The following is an 18,473-nucleotide window of genomic DNA, read 5'->3' on the forward strand; positions in this document are numbered from 1 at the left end:
TCTATATTTTATGACTTGAATTGTATCAATATACACTCACCATGTCAACAGAAATTTTCGCAAAAAATGAAACTTCAGAATTTTAAGCACCTACTGACATCGGTTTACATATATGAAACATCGATTCCACTAATAACATCGTTCGGTACGTTCCTGAATATTGTACACGTCCATCGTTCATTAACATTTGCAATCGTACATTTCCATTCACCAATTGTTCTATATCCTTTTCATCTAAGCAAATGATTTGTTCCGTTCCTCTTTCCTCATGTACCAGCTCTATATAATCTCTTGAAATTTGTAACGAACAACTTTCATCTCCAAAGCGAAAATTAACAGTTTTTTCTTCTTGTCTTAAAAGCGGTTCTAAATGATATTGACCATTAGCGTAATTTACAAATGATTGAAGCAAAGAATATAATCTCACCCTAAATCACATCCTTCATATCACTTTCTATTACATACCATTCCCTCTCACTAAAGAGCAATCCTGTTATTTTCGCTCGACAAATACTGTATCCACCCTGCATCTCGACATATTTCCCAAGAAATATGTCGAGGCGGCAAAAATTTTGCCGCCTACTTTAATTCCGTATATAAATATTCAACCGAATGAAATGCGTATATCTTCTTCATCAGTGTCCCATTTTCAAAAACAAGTAAACAAGGTACACTTTCAATCCCATACTCTTTCGCTAAATACGGAGCATAATTTAAATCTAACATCCCAATTTTGAGGCCTTCAATTGTCATCTCAACGACTGTTAACATCTTTTTTGCTAATTGGCATGTTCCACACATTGGAGTATATACATATAATACTGTTTTTTCTTCGTTCTCTATTAGGGCTGTAGCTTCGGCTCCTGTCCAATCAATCACTTCTATCATTCCTTACCGTAAATATTCTGTATAAACGTCAATGTCGGCTCCCCATAATACATTTGCTAAGTGTGTAGATGGCGCAGTTGCCACTTCTCGGTACGAGCGATCAATATAGATATGCTCGGCTTGCGGAAATTCTTTTCGAAATTGTTTCCTTAACTTTTCTCCAGCATCATCAGCATCCACTAGCACATACACTTCCTTATCAAAAAACTGATCAACGAGCTCATCCATTTTCGACAAACCAATTGTACCATTTGTACAAACAATTTCCACCGGTTCACGAATAATAGATTCAATCTTTCTTCTATCTGATGTACCTTCTACAATAATGACTTTTTCTACATAAATCATATGTCATCACCCGATCACCATATACTATATAACCTTGAACTTAGTATATAGTATATTCGTTATTTTCATGTTGTTTCCTGTTTATTTTTGCAAAAGAAAAGCGGAAGCGGCTCGTTTAGAACAGGAGGGCATTGGAACTCCTGAACTAGAGGCGCCTTTTGCCTCAAGTGAAGGAGTGAAATGACCGACTGTTCTAGCCGCTGGAGCTAGACAACGAAAAGCGGAACCGACTGTTTAGCCCTGTTGGCTAAGGTTCTTTCGTACAGAAGACGCTTTTTGTCTTCTCGTACGGAAGGTTCTTAGACATGAAGGGCTAGGAGGTGGAGCTGGACAATGAAAAGCGCAAGCGGCTCGTTTAGATTGTGAAGACTTATGAAACCTTACCACAAAACAGTTTTTCTCATAATAGCTTATTTATTTACATATAACTTGAATTTCATTATTTCACACAAAATAAAAAAGGACAGCACAAAGGCTGTCCTTTAGTCGACTATAATTAGTCTTGGTTTGTCATTTCTGCATATTTTTCTGCAGTTAATAACTTCTCAACTTGGCTTGCATCAGAAAGTTCAACTTTAACCATCCATGCACCCTCGTATGGAGATTCGTTAACAAGTTCTGGTTGGTCACTTAATTCTTCGTTTACTGCTACAACTTTACCGCTTACAGGTGCGTATAACTCAGAAACTGTTTTAACAGATTCTACGCTTCCGAATGGCTCGTCAGCTTCGATTGTTGCACCTACTTCAGGAAGTTCAACGAATACGATATCGCCTAGCTCACCTTGTGCAAAGTGAGTGATACCGATAACAACTTCATTACCTTCAGTTTTTACCCATTCGTGTTCTTCAGAGTAACGTAAATTATTTGGAATGCTCATGACTGTACCTCCAGTGAATGTATTAATTATGTAAAAATACCTTATTGGTACTTTTTCCACACACTTTCAAACTGCTCTTCGTTAAAACCAAGTGTTACATTCGTTCCATCTGTTACAATTGGACGTTTAATCAACATGCCATCAGATGCTAAAAGCTCATACATTTCGTCTTCGCTTGCATCTTTCAACTTATCTTTTAGACCAAGTTCACGGTAACGCATTCCACTTGTATTAAAGAATTTTTTTAATGGTAATTCACTTTTTTCATGTAAATTACGTAAATCTTCTTTTGATGGTGGATTTTCAACAATATGAATCATCTCATATGCTACATCGTTTGCCTCAAACCATTTCTTTGCCTTTTGACATGTGCCACACTTTGGATATGAATAAAATGTTACTGTCATAAATTCACCTACTTTTTTACTAACCTTTACCTTTATCATATAGAAAACGTTTTATTATTTCAAACCATTATTCGCTAAACTTTTACTTATTTCGTGATAATTTTTAATAATCCTGCGAATTTTTCTTATTTTTCCGCCATTTGTTAAGAAAAAAATAAATATATAAATTTTTTAGATTCTGCACCAAACATATATCTTAAACAAGCGTTTGATTAATTCTCCATTTTTCTTTCTTAACCTTTGAACTACAGGAGTTTCTTCCTACCGAACATACAGCTTAAACAAACGTTTGATTAATTCTCCATTTCTCTTTGTTAACCATTGAGTTACATCAGTTTCTTCCTACCGAACATACAGCTTAAACAAACGTTTGATTAAAAAAATAAGAAGCCTCGTTTACAGGCTCCCTCATCATCTATTCAAATAATCTGCGATGGTTTGAAATACGACGATATACATATTATGAATACTTTCTTCTGTATTTCCACCATTAGATAAACCAATTGCCCATTGTTGCCCTTCACCACTTCCGATATTTGCAAAGCCTTGCGTATACATAGCATTTACATCTTTTCGTGCACTGTTATACTCTATTCCTTTTGTAATAAAAATTGAATATGATTTATCTTGTAAACCGATAAAAAACACTGGTTTCTTTAGCGATGAAAATACATTTTTATACTGCTCTGTTGAGGCTTCTTGAAAGTGATCTTTCATTATTAGAAAACCATCCACTTCCTTAGATTTCTTTTCTAGTTCCTCTAACTTCATTTCTTCAAACTTTACATTCCTAAACGTATCTTTCGGCTTTTCTCCAACAACTCCAATTACGAGTGCTCTTCCGTTATATTCTAATTTCTCTCCTTCTTTATCCTTTGCACACCCAGCACCTACTAGGCATATCAATATAAAAAATAAGAAATACGATAAACGCTTCATTTAGCACCCTCTCCTTCTTTTTAGTCAAGTGACAAAAACGTAAGGTTAATTCAAGAAAATGTAAGTAAAATCGATAGCCCAATTCACGTTTCTATATTATAATCAATTGAATTTACTTACATTACTAAACATAGGAGATCAACATGAAGAAATTTAAACTTTCATCTTTTCTTCCGTTAAGTTATATACTTCTACTCGTGCTCGTAAGTCCCCTTTACGACGTATTAAATAAATCGACTGTTCACGCAGTAGACGTTACAACTGTAGTAGATGATTGGATTCCATTTGTAAAAGCATTTATTATTCCTTATTTACTTTGGTTTCCATACTTATACGGCGCACTTATTTATTACTGCTTTGCTGACCGAAAGCAATATTATGTCACTTTAAGTAGTGTTATTTTTGGAAAGCTTGCTTGTTTTTCTATTTATTATTTTTGGCAAACAACTGTACCGCGTCCGACTGTCGTTGGAACAGATGTATTTTCTGAACTAGTTCGCTATATTTATAGTATCGACCAGCCAGTAAACTGTTTCCCTAGCATTCACGTTCTTACTACATTTGTAATTATGTTAGCTGCCTTTAAGCGTAGAGAACAGCATGCTTTTGAATATTACATCCTTACTTTCTTCGGTACACTTATTATTTTATCAACGCTATTTACGAAGCAGCATGCCTTTGTAGATGCCATTTCTGGAATGACGCTTGCAAGTATACTTTACTTCGGCGTTCAGCTCTTATTGGCCAAAGAACCAATAAGAGTTCCAGTAAAACAAAATCATAGAATGTAGCATGACAAAAAAGCAGACTGTGGCTTCTCAGTCTGCTTTTATATATTATTAAGGAGATTTTCAACTTAAGATTGCGGTACAGTCATATCACCAGAGTGAATACGACCTGCTTTTTTAAGAGCAATGTAAAGTATATAAGAAACAGCTACTGGAATGACGATATAAGTAATTACCATCGCCGGGAGAACTTCCCATCCTTGGCTGGAAATTAAATTAATTGGTGCGATAAGAGAACTTAATCCAAGACCTGCAATTTCCTTTCCTGCTTCCAGTTGGAAAATTAATGCGGATACTGGACCGACTATAGCACTGGCAACGACAGTTGGGACGAGAATCATTGGATTTTTAGTGATATTTGGTAACTGTACTTTCGGAGTACAAAGTGCTTGAGCTAATATGCCACCTAAATTATTTTCTTTCGCTGAGATGACAGAGAATCCGATAAACTGAGCGACGCATCCGGCAAGAGCAGCACCACCTGCAACACCGTCTAAGCTAAGTGCAATTGCTAACGCAGCTGATGAAGCTGGAGAGATAAGTAATAGCCCCCAAACTACTGCAATGACGATAGAAGCAATAAACGGACTACCAGCTGAGCTATCTTTAATAAACGCTCCAACTGCATTTAAAACAGGAGTAATATTATGAGATAACCAAATACCAACTAAACCAGAACCTAATATTGCTGCAAATGGAACGAGCATCATATCTAACGCAGTTTTTCCGCTTAAACGTTTACCAATATATACAGCTAAAGTTGCTGTTAATAATGCACCGATTGGCTCACCTGTTTTAATAATTAGACCGGCTTCAGTAATTGAAATGGATCCGGCACCAATTGCTCCGGCTACCATCGCCGAGAAGATTACAAGACCGTTTGCACCGAGCATAAAAGCAATTCCGGCACCAATTGCCGGTGCCATTAGTGATTTTGCAACAACTCCGATTGTAATAAGTAATGGTATATCAACAATTCTTCCTATATTTTCGATCAGTAAACCAATTCCGAGGGATACGAAAATACCTTGTGCGATTCCAGCAGATGCTTTAAATACACGAGACATTATATATTCCTTCATTTGTTTCACCTTCTTCTATAAGTTAGTAACCAATTGTTTTCATATAATCACGTAAAATATCGTTTGATTTTGCGAATCGAGATTCTTCATCCTCTGTTAAATTGAGTTCTACAACTTCTCTTATACCATCTCTAGTAATAATAGCTGGTACTCCTGTACAAATATCATATTCACCGTACTCACCATCTAAAATGGCTGATACAGCAATGACACGGTGATCATCATTAAAGATTGAACTCGCAATATATGCTAGAGAATTTCCAATTCCGTAATAAGTAGTTCCTTTACGTTTATAAATTTCCCAACCAGCTTTTGCAGTCTTCTCAACAATTTCATCTAAATCTATTTTACCAAATCGTTCTTTTTGTTCTTCTAAAATTTGCAGAATTGGCTTTCCACCAACAGTTACGTGAGACCAAGCAACCATTTGAGAATCACCATGTTCTCCTAATGAATACCCATGAATACTACGAGGGTCTACATGTAACATTTCAGATAAAATTGTTCTTAAGCGAGAAGAATCTAATGATGTACCTGTACCGATTACGCGATTTCTAGGTAATCCAGATAATTTCCACACTTCATATGTAATAATATCAACTGGGTTCGATGCAAGTAAGAAAATACCATCAAATCCACTTTCCATTACGCCGCCAACAACACTTTCCATAATCTTCGCACTCGCTCCTAAAGTATCTAAGCGACTTTGTCCAGGTTTTGGTGCTGGCCCTGCTGTAATAATAACAATGTCCATATCTTTGCAGTCTTCATAGCTTCCTGCATATACTTTTGTTCTTGTATTTGTAAAGTTAATGCAATGTGATAAATCCATCGCTTCCCCAACTGCACGTTCATGATTTATATCAATTAATAATAGCTCTTCGCAAATACCTTGATTCACAATAGAATACGCACAACTTGATCCAACTAATCCAGTACCGATAATTGCAATTTTTCTTGTATGTCTTTTCATAGCAATCTCTCCTAATTAATCATATAATCTATTTCTTTTGCTCTTTACACTCCTAATTATAAAGGTTCTCACGATAGAAACCATGGATACTTTGTGAAATATTGAGCAAAGTGTTTGTCCTTTTTGTGAATTGTTATATTCCATTTTCGTCATATTTGTTACAGCTGGAAAAATATTTATTATGTATTTATTGACATATACAAAAAGAAAACGAGCGAATCCATTTTCGCTCGTTTTTTCATCCTATTATTCTGCACTTAACTGACTTTTCAATTGCTGCACAATCATCGGATTGGCAGGTGCTGCCGGTTTGTAATAACTTTTTTGCTTTGCGTACTCATACATATTACGTTGGCGCATCTCATCTTGATTACGAATTTGAATTAACGTTTGATGTAACTGCTCATTATCAGACTGAGCAATATAATTTGCATAGCTTGTTAAACTTGCATTTAATCCTGCTAAATAATCATTTACCATATCTTTTTCATTCATGTTCCGCTTCCTCCTATCCTAGGAAAGTCATTAATTGCTGTTTCGTATTTCGTGCATCTTGCGCATCCTTTTGTAACATTTGTTTCAATTGTGGATCTGTACACGTTTCTGCATACTGCTCCAACTTGTTAATAATTGTTGCGTGTCCACCAATTAAATGACGTAAGTTTTCTACTTCAAGCTCTGTTAAATTTTGCATGGAATACTCCTACCTTTCTTTATTCGTTCACTGTTAGTATTTAGCTATTTTTTGATTGTATACATGAATTAACTTTTTCACGTGCATACAAAATAAAAGATGAATAGCTAAGCCATTCATCTTTTATACTCGTTATGTATTTATTTTTATAGAGATACAATCATACTTATACTCACAAGTAAGTTCCATACAATGTGTAAAATAATACTAGGTATAATCGATTGCGTCTTTTTGTATAACATTGCAAATACCGTTCCCATAATCGTTGCTGTAATTAGAAGACCTCCATGAAGAATTCCAAAAATGAAGGAAGAAATAATGATACTAACTAAAAAATTATATCTCTTTTCTAAAAATCGATATAAAATACCTCGAAATAGAATTTCTTCTTTAATCGGTGTAATGATAGCAACACTTAACACATATATAATACTTTGTATGCTATTTTGAAGCCTTAAACTCCCTAATTGTTCCTTTTGTTCCGCTGCACTTTCAAAACTAAACACATGTAACATTAAATATTGTGATACTGCAATGATAATAAAACCAATTAATAGATATAAATATGTCTTTCCACTCTTCAAAACGGATACATCCCAAATAGATTTAATAAAATGAAAAACCGGTTTATAGGCTAATAAAACGATAGCAACAACAATTGCATCGAATAAGAGTAAATAATATCCTTCTAATTTAGTACTTAATGCTTCTTCTCCATAAATCTCAAAGGCTAAACCAAGAAATAATCCTCCTAGGAGTGAAATCCCTATAATCATTGCTATCATTACAAATAGATTTTTATATGTTATATTCTCGATTTTTCTTTCCACACTATACGCTTCTAACACTGTTTTACTCACAGTATCCCTCCAGTTATTCTCATTTACCTTATTAAAATCCTTGAATTCGAATATAGGGATAATATAACAAAATTTACAAAAAGAATAATATGCAATTTTACATATTATGAAAACTTTATATTTTATAGTTTTAGGAATAGGATTGCTATGCAATAATTATTATATGAAATTTCAAAAAACACTTCCTATCCACCATAACCCTCGCATCATATAAAACTTATTAGTTAAAGGAGCAATGAACATGAAAACACATGACTTCCTTACAGAAATCCAGAAGGGCTCTGAGCCTAGTCCATATCAAGACCCCATCGTATTCAGTTTCGTTTGCTTTTTCTTAGCGATATATACATTTTTCAAACCTGCAAAATAATATCATTTCATAAGAAAAAGCCTACCATTCTTTTCGAATCATATGCACTAAAAAACCTTAGAATCACTTCTAAGGTTTTTGTTTACCTTGCTTCTTATTCACGTAACCCTTTAATAAACGTTTCCAATAATACATGTAAACTTATATCTAGATCTAACGGCAAACCAAATCCGCCTTGCTGTTCAATCGAAGCAAATCCATGACAAATACTTCTGAATCCGCGTGTCGCATGAAGTGCATTCTCTCCTTCTAAGCCATACTGTTGTAATACTTGAAGACAAAGCTTTACAATTCCGTCACCTGCTTTTCTTACTTCTTCATCTCGTAAAAAAGTTGCTTCATATAGTCCAGGATGTTTTCGGACAAATGCTACATACGCTTCTCCTAATGCATGAATTGCTTCATCCATACGTTTATCCTCGGTCGCTTCTTCCAGTCTGTTATACAGCTGTTTGATTCCGTAAATACCAAGATTTTTCCGTACATCTTGTAAACCTTTCACATGATTGTATAGTGAGGGCGAACGTATCCCTAACCTTTGCGCTAATGAAGCTAACGTTACTTCTTGTATTCCATTTGTATCTGCAATTTCTGCAGCTGTTTCTACAATTTTTTGTAATGTAAGTCCGATTCTCGGTGACATAAATTAACCCTCTTTCTTACTTTCTATATTCCGTTTCGCTTCCTTAATAGCAAGCTCTATGACAGTCCCTGGATTCTTTATCATTTCCCCATGCCCTGCCGCAAGTAAGGAAGGCTCATATTCGCTTAACTTCTCTGCACTTTGTAATGATATTTCTTTGCTCCACGTTGCCATCGCAGGAAACGGAAACCAAAATTTCATTTGTCCCGAAACAGCCATACCTCCTCTTGTTTGGAATGCATCCCCAACAATAAGAGCTTTATTCCGTACATCAAGAAACGACATGGATCCTGGTGTATGTCCCGGTGTCATAATTGCAAGAAGCGATCCAACTCGGTCGCCATCTTCTAATAAAACATCAGGTACCGTTTTTACTTTTTTAGGTACACCGCCTTTTATCGGTATATTCGGTTCATCCTTTTGTAACGTCGTATCTCCTTCTAACAGCTTTGCGTCCCGCTTAGAAATATAGACTGGAACATGAGGAAGTACTTCCTTTAATGCGTCTAATGCACCGATGTGATCATCATGCGCATGTGTTAATACAATTTTAGTAATTGGTTTTCCTATTTTCTCAGCCGCCTGTAAAATACCTTTTGCGCTATATGGCAAAGCCGCATCAATTAAAGTTAAACCATCTTCTTCCTCTACAAAGTAACAATTTACAGGAAACGCTCTTGGCAAAAATGACAATTGATATAACGTTTTTTCATGTATCATCCTCATAGTCCCATCCCCCTTTTCACGAAAACTAATACCATTAGTTTTATTGTACTAATGGTATTAGTTTTATGTCACTAAAAAATTTCTTTTTTTCAAAAAAAAGAACAGTAGCCGTATAAACGACTACTGTTCTTTAAAGATATTAAACTGTGTAACGCTCATCTTCTAAAATTTTCGCAGCGATTTCACGTTTCTTCGGAATTACGTTAAGTGGTGTGTGACGAGTTAATTTACGTAATGATGATAACATCATGCGCAGCATGTCGCCGTTTTCAACTGCGATAAGTGTTTCTTTCGCATCTGCTTCGATTTCGTTAAATGCTTCTTGGCAGAATACTTCAGTGTATAACACTTTTTGTTTATTCTTTTCAAGACCAGTTGTTTTGATCGCTTTTTCTGTACGAAGAACAGCTGATTCCATTGCGTATAGATTACTTACGATGTCAGCGATATTCACAAGAATTTCTTGCTCTTTATCTAATGCTTTACCGTATTTTTGAGCCGCTAATCCAGCTACCATTAAGCCGATTTTCTTCGCATTAGTTACTAAATACTTTTGAAGTGCTAATGGCTCATCGCCTACTTCTTCTGGCATCATCATCATTAACTCTTCTTGTAATTTTTGTGCTTTTTGAAGAAGTGGTAATTCACCTTTCATCGCTTTACGTAAGAACGTACCTGGTACGATTAGGCGGTTAATTTCGTTCGTTCCTTCGAAAATACGGTTAATACGAGAATCGCGGTACATTCTTTCAATCTCGTACTCTGCCATAAATCCATAACCACCGTGAATTTGAACACCTTCATCTACTGTATAGTCTAATACTTCAGAACCGAATACTTTGTTTAAAGAGCACTCGATTGCATATTCAGCGATAGAAGCTGCTACTGCTTTACCGTCTTTTACTTCTTCTTCAGATAATGTGCTCATGCGGCTTTCGAATAAACCTACTGTACGATATACAGAGCTTTCAGCTGCATATGTTTTTGCTGCCATATTCGCAAGTTTCTCTTGAATTAATGGGAAGCGAGCGATTGGTTGTTTGAACTGTTGACGTTGGTTTGCATATTGTGCTGAAATTTCTACTGCACGTTTCGCAGATCCAACTGTACCAACACCTAATTTATAACGACCGATATTTAAAATGTTGAATGCGATAATATGACCTTTACCGATTTCGCCAAGTAAGTTTTCTTTCGGTACTAACGCATCTTCTAAAATTAACGTACGAGTTGAAGAACATTTAATACCCATTTTCTTTTCTTCTGGGCTTGTAGATACGCCAGCGTAGTCTTTCTCTACGATAAATGCTGAGAAGTGCTCGCCATCAATTTTTGCATATACAACGAATACGTCAGCGAATGCAGAGTTTGTAATCCATTGTTTTTCACCGTTTAATACATAATGTGTACCTTCTGCATTTAAACGTGCAGTTGTTTTTGCGCCTAATGCATCAGATCCTGAACCTGGCTCTGTTAATGCGTATGCAGCTAATTTTTCACCAGTTGCAAGCAATGGTAAATATTTTTTCTTTTGCTCTTCGTTACCGAATAATACGATTGGTAAAGAGCCGATACCTACGTGAGCACCGTGAGTAATTGCAAAGCCACCAGCGCGAGAGAACTTCTCTGCGATTAACGCTGAGCTTACTTTATCAAGACCAATTCCGCCGTACTCTTCTGGTACGTCAGCGCCTAATAAACCAAGTTCTCCAGCTTCTTTTAAAAGACGAACTGAACGATCAAACTCATGTTGCTCTAAATATTCAAGCTCTGGAAGAACTTCATTTACGATAAAGTCCTCTGTCGTTTTAGCAATCATTTTATGCTCAGATGAAAAATCTTCTGGCGTAAACACTTGATCAATCGTAATCTCATCTACTAAAAAGCTACCGCCTTTAACCGCATTTCCTACTGTTTTTTCCATGAAAATTTCCTCCTTCATATTTTCATGAGCCGCTTCTCTCTTTTTGAAAGAAGCTGGCTCTCCCTTTTTTTATAAACCTTTGTTGCTTCCATTTTTTTCATAATCCAGTTCCAGTGGCTAAAACAGTCGGTCGTTTCACCCCTTCCTGTGAGGCAAAAAGCGCCTCTTCGTCAAGGCTTCCAACGCCCTCCTGTTCTAAACGAGCCACCTGCACTTTTTAAAGTAATTCAAATACTCCCGCTGCTCCCATTCCGCCGCCGATACACATTGTTACGATACCGAATTGTTCGTTGCGGCGTTTCATTTCGTGAATAAGAGATAGTGTTAGTTTTGCTCCTGTACAGCCAAGTGGATGTCCAAGTGCGATTGCACCACCGTTTACGTTTACTTTTTCTTCATCTAAACCAAGTTCACGAATAACTTGGATCGATTGAGAAGCAAATGCTTCATTTAGTTCGAATAAGCCAATATCAGATAACTCTAAGCCAGCTAGTTTTAACGCTTTTGGAATTGCAGCGATTGGGCCGATTCCCATTACTTCTGGTGGTACGCCAGCTACTGCAAATGAACGGAATTTCGCAAGTGGCTTCATGCCATCGCTCACTGCTTTTTCGCGATCCATTAATAATACAGATGCTGCACCATCACTCATTTGTGAAGAGTTACCAGCTGTTACAGAACCGCGAACGTTAAATGCTGGACGTAATTTACCTAAAATGTCTAGCGTCGTCTCTGCTCTTACACCTTCGTCTTGTGCGAAAGTGATTGTTTCTTCTTGAAGTTTATTGTTTGATCCAACCGAGCGTAACGTCACATCTACAGGTACTGTTTCATCAGCAAAGTTTCCTGCCGCTAATGCTTTCGCAGCACGTTGATGGCTTCTTACTGCAAATGCATCTTGCTCTTCACGAGAAATTCCATATTTCACAGCAACTTGCTCTGCTGTATGTCCCATACCCATATAATATTCTGGAGCCGCTTCTACAAGGCGACTATTCGGACGAACAACGTGTCCCATCATTGGAACTAAACTCATTGATTCTGCTCCGCCTGATAATACAGCTTCAGAGTGACCAAGCATAATACGCTCAGCTCCGTAAGCGATACTTTGTAAACCTGAAGAACAGTAACGGTTAATCGTAATAGCTGGAACATCGTAAGAAAGTCCTGCTAATCCGCCGATATTACGAGCCATATTTAAACCTTGCTCTGCTTCTGGCATCGCACAACCGAAAATTAAATCATCGATTGGTCCTTCATAATTTGCACGCTTTAACGTTTCCTTTACTACTAACGCCCCTAGATCGTCAGGACGAACTGTTTTTAATGAACCCCTCTTTGCTTTTCCAATTGGTGTTCTTGCTCCCGCAACAATGACAGCTTCTCTCATGAACGATATCTCCCCTCGTTATTAGTTACGTAATGGCTTTCCTTTTACAAGCATGTGCTGCATTCTTGCTTGTGATTTCATCTCACTTACTAAGCTAATAAATGCTTCACGTTCTACATCTAATAAATATTGCTCATCAACTTCTGTTCCGTACGGCACTTTTCCGCCCGCAATGACATATGCAAGTTTCTTAGCAATGTGAAGATCGTACTCTGAAATGTAACCAGATAAATGCATTGCTTCAGCACCAAGTGCAAGAGTTGCATATCCTGTTTCCCCAACAACTGGTATCTTTTTACGGATCGGCGCTTTATAACCAGCTTCATATAAAGCAAGTGCTTTCTGTTTCGCATCGTATAGTAAGTGATCACCATTCACACTAATACCATCTTTATCACCTAAGAAGTTATGAGAAACTGCTTCTTGTCCTGAAGTTGAAACTTTCGCCATTGCGACTGTTTCGAACACTTTATTTGCAACTTTTTGCAGATCAAACTCTACACCGTTTGCCATTTTGTTTAAGTGTTTAATGTATAGCTCTTTATTACCGCCTCCGCCAGGGATTAAGCCAACACCAACTTCTACTAAGCCCATATACGTTTCACTAGAAGCTTGAATGCTCGCTGCTGGTAAGCAAACTTCTGTACCTCCGCCAAGCGTCATACCATATGGTGCTGCTACAACTGGCTTAGAAGAGTACTTAATTTTCGTCATTGCATCTTGGAAGTTTTTCACAACCCACTCAATTTCAAAGTAGTTGTCGTCTTGTGCTTCCATTAAGATCATTGCTAGGTTCGCACCAACGCAGAAGTTCTTCGATTGGTTACCGATAACAAGACCTTTATAATTCTTTTCTACTTCATCAACAGCGTAGTTAATCATTTGCGTAATATCCATACCGATTGCATTACTCTTCGAATGGAACTCTAAGCAAAGGATGCCGTCGCCTAAATCAATTAAGCTCGCTCCGCTATTTTTCTTTAATACACCATTTTTTGCTTTTAATTGCTTAAGAGAAATTGCTTTTTTATTACGCTCGATTAGCTTATATTCGCCATTATCGTAATAGTAGCTATCGCCGTTATCATGTTTATAGAAAGTAGTGAAACCTTTCTCTAACATTTCTTTCACCCACGTAGGAACAACTACGCCGTTTTCTTCCATCTTTTGAACAGATTTTTCAACGCCGATTGCATCCCACACTTCAAATGGCCCTTGCTCCCAGCCGAAGCCCCACTTCATCGCTTGGTCAATTGCAACGATATCGTCAGCAATTTCTTTATGAAGTTTTGCAGAGTATAAAAGAGTTGGTGTAATGATGTTCCATAATAACTCTCCTGCACGGTCTTTCGCGTATACAAGCGCTTTCAATTTATTCGCTAATCCTTTTTCTTGTTTACTTAACTCTACGGATGCAGCTTTTAATTTTTTACGCGCTTCGTATTCCATCGTTTCAGGATTTAATTCTAAAATTTCTTTTCCTTGTTTTAAGAAGAAGCCTTGCCCCGTTTTACTTCCAAGCCATTTTTTCTCAAGCATGTCATGCATGAAAGCTGGTACTTTAAATACATCACGCTCTTCTTCTTGCACATTTTCATATACGTTATTTGCAACGTGTACGAATGTATCTAAACCGACAACATCTAATGTGCGGAACGTTGCGCTCTTCGGACGACCAATAAGTGGGCCTGTTACAGAATCAACTTCCCCAATGCTATAGCCGCGTTTTACCATCTCTTGAAGAGTAACAAGTAAACCATACGTACCGATGCGGTTTCCAATAAAGTTTGGTGTATCTTTTGCGATAACAACGCCTTTTCCAAGAACGTCTTCGCCAAATAGTTTCATGAAGCTTAATACTTGTGGATCTGTTTCTTTCGTCGGTATTACCTCTAGAAGTTTTAAATATCGTGGTGGGTTAAAAAAGTGTGTGCCTAAGAAGTGTTTCTGGAAGTCGTCTGAACGACCTTCTGCCATTTTTTCAACTGAAATGCCTGACGTATTCGAGCTTACAATTGAGCCCGGTTTACGAACAGCGTCTACTTTTTCAAATAATTTCTTTTTAATATCTAAGTTTTCAACTACTACTTCAATAATCCAATCTACATCAGCTAGACGCTCAAGATCATCTTCTAAGTTACCTGCTTCAATCAGTGCTAGATTTCCTTTCACTGTCAGAGGAGCTGGTTTTTGCTTTAATAGTTTTTGCACAGCCGTATTACTAAAACGATTTCTCACACTTTTATGTTCTAATGTAAGTCCCTTCGCTTCTTCTTCTTTCGTAAGCGCAGGTGGTACAATATCAAGCAATAATGTCGGAATACCAATATTAGCTAAGTGTGCCGCAATTCCCGAACCCATTACGCCTGAACCTAGAACAGCAGCCTTTTTAATTTGGAACATCCAATTCTCCCCCTATTCTTGAATGAATGCTCATTCAATTTTTCGACATAAGTCGCAATCAATGAGTGAGCCTCTACTAATAAATATATGATACTGTTTAAATTTTCGCAATATATTTATTGATAAAATTTTCTGAAATAAATATTTTTCTTTCATTTGGCCATGCTATATATGTATTTTCTTCACTAAAATACACTTTCCCTTTTTATAATCTGACGAAACTGGAGGAATATATATGGCAAAACTTAAGAAGAACCCTTCAAAGGCTGGAATTAGTGCAGCTAGTGTAACTGGAAATGCAGGTCCGCATAACCACGGCGTGGAAAAAGGACGTCAAGGTAATAACCAACAATATAAAAAGCATAATATGGGCGAAAAATAACGCTATATTTTTGGGCAGAGAACGTGGCATAATGATTAATGGCTGCTTTTTCTGCCCAATTTATTTGTAACAAATGAGGGAATTATAATGAAACGAACAATAGTTATGATTGTAATGATTGCTACACTATTTACAGGGATGATTTTCTTCTCTTATGCACAAAGGCAACAATCTGTAAGAGCTGATCAACCTAATATTACTGGGCAATACGGAGTTACAATCGATGCAGACACAGGTGAAATTTTGTATGGGAAACGTGAAGACGAACGCTCTTATCCGGCTAGTATAGCCAAAATGATGACAACCCTTCTTTTACTAGAGAATGTAAAAGAAGATGAAGAAATTACAGTTACAGAAAACGCAATTAAAACAGAAAGTCAAAGCAAGAAAATTAAACTTCGTGCTGGAGAAAAATTAAAGCGTGATGAGGCATTAAAACTTATGCTTATCATTAGTGCAGATCCAATAGCTGAATCAATTGCAGAACATATCGCAGGATCAAAAAATGAATTTGTGAAAATGATGAATGCTAGAGCGAAGGAACTTGGTACAAAGCATGCGACTTTCAAGAACGCAAGTGGTGCTGATGCACTTGGAAATAAAGTATCGCCATATGACATTGCTATTATTACGAAAGAAGCATTAAAGTATCCAGTTGTTTTAGAATATATGAATTCAACGCGTACAACTCTACATACTTCAGAACGCTCTCCAAACATCGCAAACTACGGACGAGAAGAACTATATGACGATCCATATGCGATTGGAAGTAAAAGCGGTCTATCAGCACTTGGCAAATATACAGTCGTAACAGTGGATGAAAAAGACGGTAAACGTGTCATTAATGTTGTATTATCTTCTACCCGCAAGCAACTGTATCCTGATACGAAGAAAATGGCACATTATGCATTTCAGCAATTAAAATAACCAAGGAGTATTTTCTCCTTGGTTATTTTTTAACCATACCTTTTAATACGAACGCAACGTTTGCTGGACGCTCTGCTAGACGACGCATGAAATATCCATACCAGTCGTTTCCATAAGGTACGTAAACACGCATTTTGTAGCCTTCTTTTACTAGCTCAAGTTGACGCTCATTACGAATACCATATAACATTTGGAATTCAAATTGATCCCTTGGAATGTTGTGTTCTTCAGCAAGTTTTTTTGTATATTCAATAATCGCTTCGTCATGTGAAGCAATTGCAGTATAATTTCCATTTAATAAGTGCATTTTAATAATTTTTTTATAATTGTCATCTACATCTTTCTTGTCTGGGAATGCCACTTCTTCAGGTTCTTTATAAGCACCTTTTACAAGACGTAAATTAGGATTATAAGCATTTAAATCTTCAATATCTTTTTCTGTACGATATAGGTAAGCTTGAATAACAGTACCAATATTATCGTATTCAGATTTTAATTGTTTAAAGATATCAATTGTTTTACCACAGCGTGTATAGTCTTCCATATCAATGGTAACGAACACACCATTTTCTTTCGCCGCTTCTAAAATACGGCGCATATTGTTCATTACGATTTCATCAGAGATATCTAATCCCATAGAAGTCATCTTTAAAGAAAGCTGCGAATCAAGACCTTCTCTTCCAATTGCACGGATTGCTTCAATCGATTGGTTAGCCATTTCATTTGCTTCCGCTTCATTATCAACGAATTCCCCTAAATAATCGATTGTTACACAAAGTCCTTGCTTGTTCAATTGTTTAATAGCTGCTGTCGCTAATTCAATTGTCTCCCCTGCGACAAAGCGACCTGCACCAAAGCGTAAACCGTACTTTTTAGCCAGTTTTGTTAGCGCTTTATTTTTAGATAAGAAAAGAAACGAATTTCGCATTAATTGTTCCATGTAATTCACCCCTATGACTTGATTTATCTGTTTTTTACCCCTCTTCAAAATTATATCATTGTTTAAAATTATTGGATACAAATAATTATTTAGATAATTTATAAAATACTATAAAAACATTTAAAACCCTATATTTCCGCTTATAAATATAACTGAAATATTTTTCGACATTTAGAAAAATGGAGTTTACTAGGCATAAAATAGGCATGTCGAAAATATTCGACATGCCTATAAAACCCTTAATATTCCATGTAAATTATATAAGGATATTAATACAGAAAACTTACGATTATATTTCCCTCAAGTTTTTTTATTGCTCATTTCGCTTCTCTTCATTCAGCCTTTTAATATCCGTAATTAACTGCACCATCTCTTCTTTCGCATCGGGATACGTCTCATTCCAATGCTTCACTAAAGCTGGCATCGTCTTCGCTATGTAAGAATAAAGTGCCCACTTCTGTACCTGTTCTTTTCTCTCTTCATTGCTCTCTCCAAGTAACAGTTCCGTGTATTTCTCTAACAACCCGTCAAATTGTTCGTTAAACTTTTCACTCATCTTATTTACCTCCTATATGAAAAAAGCAGCGAAAATCGCTGCTTTTCTTTATAATTTTGATCGAACAGAGTTTAATTTTTTCTCCATTGTGCTTACTTTATCACGACGATCATCAATACGAATTGTTGTTGCAACGCGCTGCGCACCTTTCGTATATGGAACTTCATGCATTTGTTGAATTACTTCTAGAATGACAGGAAGATCTCCTTCAATAATTGTATTCATCGGTGTTAATTGATACTTCACGCGATCCGCATTTTTCTCTAGCACCTTTTGTACTTCTGCTACATATTCACTCACACTTGGATTACCTGTTCCTACTGGAATAATCGATACATCAACAATTGCCATAG

At 36.6% G+C, this 18,473-nt stretch carries 22 protein-coding genes; 3 read left to right on the plus strand and 19 right to left on the minus strand.

The window, feature by feature from the left end; all coding sequences use genetic code 11:
- Window positions 1-82: 82 nt before the first annotated feature.
- The 6 genes from N2V80_RS24910 to N2V80_RS24935 all read right to left on the minus strand — a co-directional run bounded on the left by N2V80_RS24910 (window position 83) and on the right by N2V80_RS24935 (window position 3,462).
- A complete protein-coding gene (locus N2V80_RS24910) occupies window positions 83-427 on the minus strand; it encodes a hypothetical protein (RefSeq protein WP_001242139.1) in 345 nt (114 codons plus the stop codon).
- A 152-nt stretch (window positions 428-579) separates the two neighbouring features.
- Window positions 580-888: a thioredoxin family protein gene (locus tag N2V80_RS24915; RefSeq protein ID WP_002062684.1), complete on the minus strand. Its 309-nt coding sequence runs from the start codon at window positions 886-888 to the stop codon at window positions 580-582.
- Window positions 889-891: 3 nt separating this feature from the next.
- Window positions 892-1,236: a toprim domain-containing protein gene (locus N2V80_RS24920; RefSeq protein ID WP_000640870.1), complete on the minus strand. Its 345-nt coding sequence runs from the start codon at window positions 1,234-1,236 to the stop codon at window positions 892-894.
- A 496-nt stretch (window positions 1,237-1,732) separates the two neighbouring features.
- The gene (gene gcvH / locus N2V80_RS24925) at window positions 1,733-2,116 is read right to left on the minus strand and encodes a glycine cleavage system protein GcvH (protein ID WP_000026896.1); all 384 of its coding nucleotides are present in this window, start codon (window positions 2,114-2,116) and stop codon (window positions 1,733-1,735) included.
- Window positions 2,117-2,157: 41 nt separating this feature from the next.
- Window positions 2,158-2,523 (minus strand): arsenate reductase family protein, encoded by a 366-nt coding sequence (locus N2V80_RS24930; protein WP_000218968.1) that lies wholly within the window; start codon window positions 2,521-2,523, stop codon window positions 2,158-2,160.
- A gap of 411 nt (window positions 2,524-2,934) precedes the next feature.
- Window positions 2,935-3,462, minus strand: coding sequence for a hypothetical protein (locus N2V80_RS24935; RefSeq protein ID WP_000826877.1), 528 nt, complete (start codon window positions 3,460-3,462; stop codon window positions 2,935-2,937).
- Window positions 3,463-3,605: 143 nt separating this feature from the next.
- Between N2V80_RS24935 and N2V80_RS24940 the strand changes: the two genes are divergently transcribed.
- The gene (locus tag N2V80_RS24940) at window positions 3,606-4,253 is read left to right on the plus strand and encodes a phosphatase PAP2 family protein (protein WP_000713771.1); all 648 of its coding nucleotides are present in this window, start codon (window positions 3,606-3,608) and stop codon (window positions 4,251-4,253) included.
- 65 nt (window positions 4,254-4,318) lie between these two features.
- On the opposite strand, the gene N2V80_RS24945 is transcribed toward N2V80_RS24940, so the two are convergent.
- The 10 genes from N2V80_RS24945 to N2V80_RS24990 all read right to left on the minus strand — a co-directional run bounded on the left by N2V80_RS24945 (window position 4,319) and on the right by N2V80_RS24990 (window position 15,315).
- Entirely contained in the window at window positions 4,319-5,332 is a 1,014-nt protein-coding gene (locus tag N2V80_RS24945) for a PTS transporter subunit IIC (RefSeq protein WP_000666172.1), read from the minus strand.
- A gap of 22 nt (window positions 5,333-5,354) precedes the next feature.
- Entirely contained in the window at window positions 5,355-6,305 is a 951-nt protein-coding gene (locus N2V80_RS24950; RefSeq protein WP_000820651.1) for an L-lactate dehydrogenase, read from the minus strand.
- Between the two features lie 246 nt (window positions 6,306-6,551).
- Window positions 6,552-6,800, minus strand: coding sequence for a spore coat protein (locus N2V80_RS24955; protein WP_001002987.1), 249 nt, complete (start codon window positions 6,798-6,800; stop codon window positions 6,552-6,554).
- Window positions 6,801-6,813: 13 nt separating this feature from the next.
- Entirely contained in the window at window positions 6,814-6,999 is a 186-nt protein-coding gene (locus tag N2V80_RS24960) for a hypothetical protein (protein ID WP_001180551.1), read from the minus strand.
- A gap of 146 nt (window positions 7,000-7,145) precedes the next feature.
- Window positions 7,146-7,859, minus strand: a complete 714-nt coding sequence (locus tag N2V80_RS24965; protein WP_061654811.1) for a CPBP family intramembrane glutamic endopeptidase — start codon at window positions 7,857-7,859, stop codon at window positions 7,146-7,148.
- 464 nt (window positions 7,860-8,323) lie between these two features.
- On the minus strand, window positions 8,324-8,872 hold the full coding sequence (locus N2V80_RS24970) for a TetR/AcrR family transcriptional regulator (protein ID WP_061654810.1): 549 nt from the start codon (window positions 8,870-8,872) through the stop codon (window positions 8,324-8,326).
- Window positions 8,873-8,875: 3 nt separating this feature from the next.
- Window positions 8,876-9,598, minus strand: a complete 723-nt coding sequence (locus N2V80_RS24975; protein WP_001242324.1) for an MBL fold metallo-hydrolase — start codon at window positions 9,596-9,598, stop codon at window positions 8,876-8,878.
- A 139-nt stretch (window positions 9,599-9,737) separates the two neighbouring features.
- A complete protein-coding gene (locus N2V80_RS24980) occupies window positions 9,738-11,522 on the minus strand; it encodes an acyl-CoA dehydrogenase family protein (protein WP_000416291.1) in 1,785 nt (594 codons plus the stop codon).
- A gap of 217 nt (window positions 11,523-11,739) precedes the next feature.
- Window positions 11,740-12,912 (minus strand): acetyl-CoA C-acetyltransferase, encoded by a 1,173-nt coding sequence (locus N2V80_RS24985; RefSeq protein ID WP_001206324.1) that lies wholly within the window; start codon window positions 12,910-12,912, stop codon window positions 11,740-11,742.
- Window positions 12,913-12,933: 21 nt separating this feature from the next.
- Complete coding sequence (locus tag N2V80_RS24990; protein WP_000486378.1) at window positions 12,934-15,315, minus strand: 3-hydroxyacyl-CoA dehydrogenase/enoyl-CoA hydratase family protein; 2,382 nt, start codon at window positions 15,313-15,315, stop codon at window positions 12,934-12,936.
- 235 nt (window positions 15,316-15,550) lie between these two features.
- Between N2V80_RS24990 and N2V80_RS24995 the strand changes: the two genes are divergently transcribed.
- Window positions 15,551-15,697 carry a YuzL family protein gene (locus N2V80_RS24995; protein ID WP_001096344.1) on the plus strand — a complete coding sequence of 49 codons (147 nt, stop codon included), beginning with the start codon at window positions 15,551-15,553 and terminating at the stop codon, window positions 15,695-15,697.
- Window positions 15,698-15,784: 87 nt separating this feature from the next.
- Window positions 15,785-16,624, plus strand: a complete 840-nt coding sequence (locus tag N2V80_RS25000; protein WP_000831483.1) for a D-alanyl-D-alanine carboxypeptidase family protein — start codon at window positions 15,785-15,787, stop codon at window positions 16,622-16,624.
- 22 nt (window positions 16,625-16,646) lie between these two features.
- Here N2V80_RS25000 and N2V80_RS25005 read toward each other — a convergent pair whose 3' ends face one another.
- From N2V80_RS25005 to N2V80_RS25015, 3 genes are all read right to left on the minus strand, one after another.
- Window positions 16,647-17,564, minus strand: a complete 918-nt coding sequence (locus N2V80_RS25005) for a proline dehydrogenase family protein (protein ID WP_000436772.1) — start codon at window positions 17,562-17,564, stop codon at window positions 16,647-16,649.
- A 310-nt stretch (window positions 17,565-17,874) separates the two neighbouring features.
- Window positions 17,875-18,120, minus strand: a complete 246-nt coding sequence (locus N2V80_RS25010) for a YusU family protein (protein WP_001290594.1) — start codon at window positions 18,118-18,120, stop codon at window positions 17,875-17,877.
- 48 nt (window positions 18,121-18,168) lie between these two features.
- Entirely contained in the window at window positions 18,169-18,471 is a 303-nt protein-coding gene (locus N2V80_RS25015; RefSeq protein WP_001018860.1) for an MTH1187 family thiamine-binding protein, read from the minus strand.
- Window positions 18,472-18,473 lie beyond the last annotated feature (2 nt).

It is taken from the genome of Bacillus sp. FSL W8-0640 (assembly GCF_038007725.1).
Taxonomy (GTDB): Bacteria; Bacillota; Bacilli; order Bacillales; family Bacillaceae_G; genus Bacillus_A; species Bacillus_A cereus.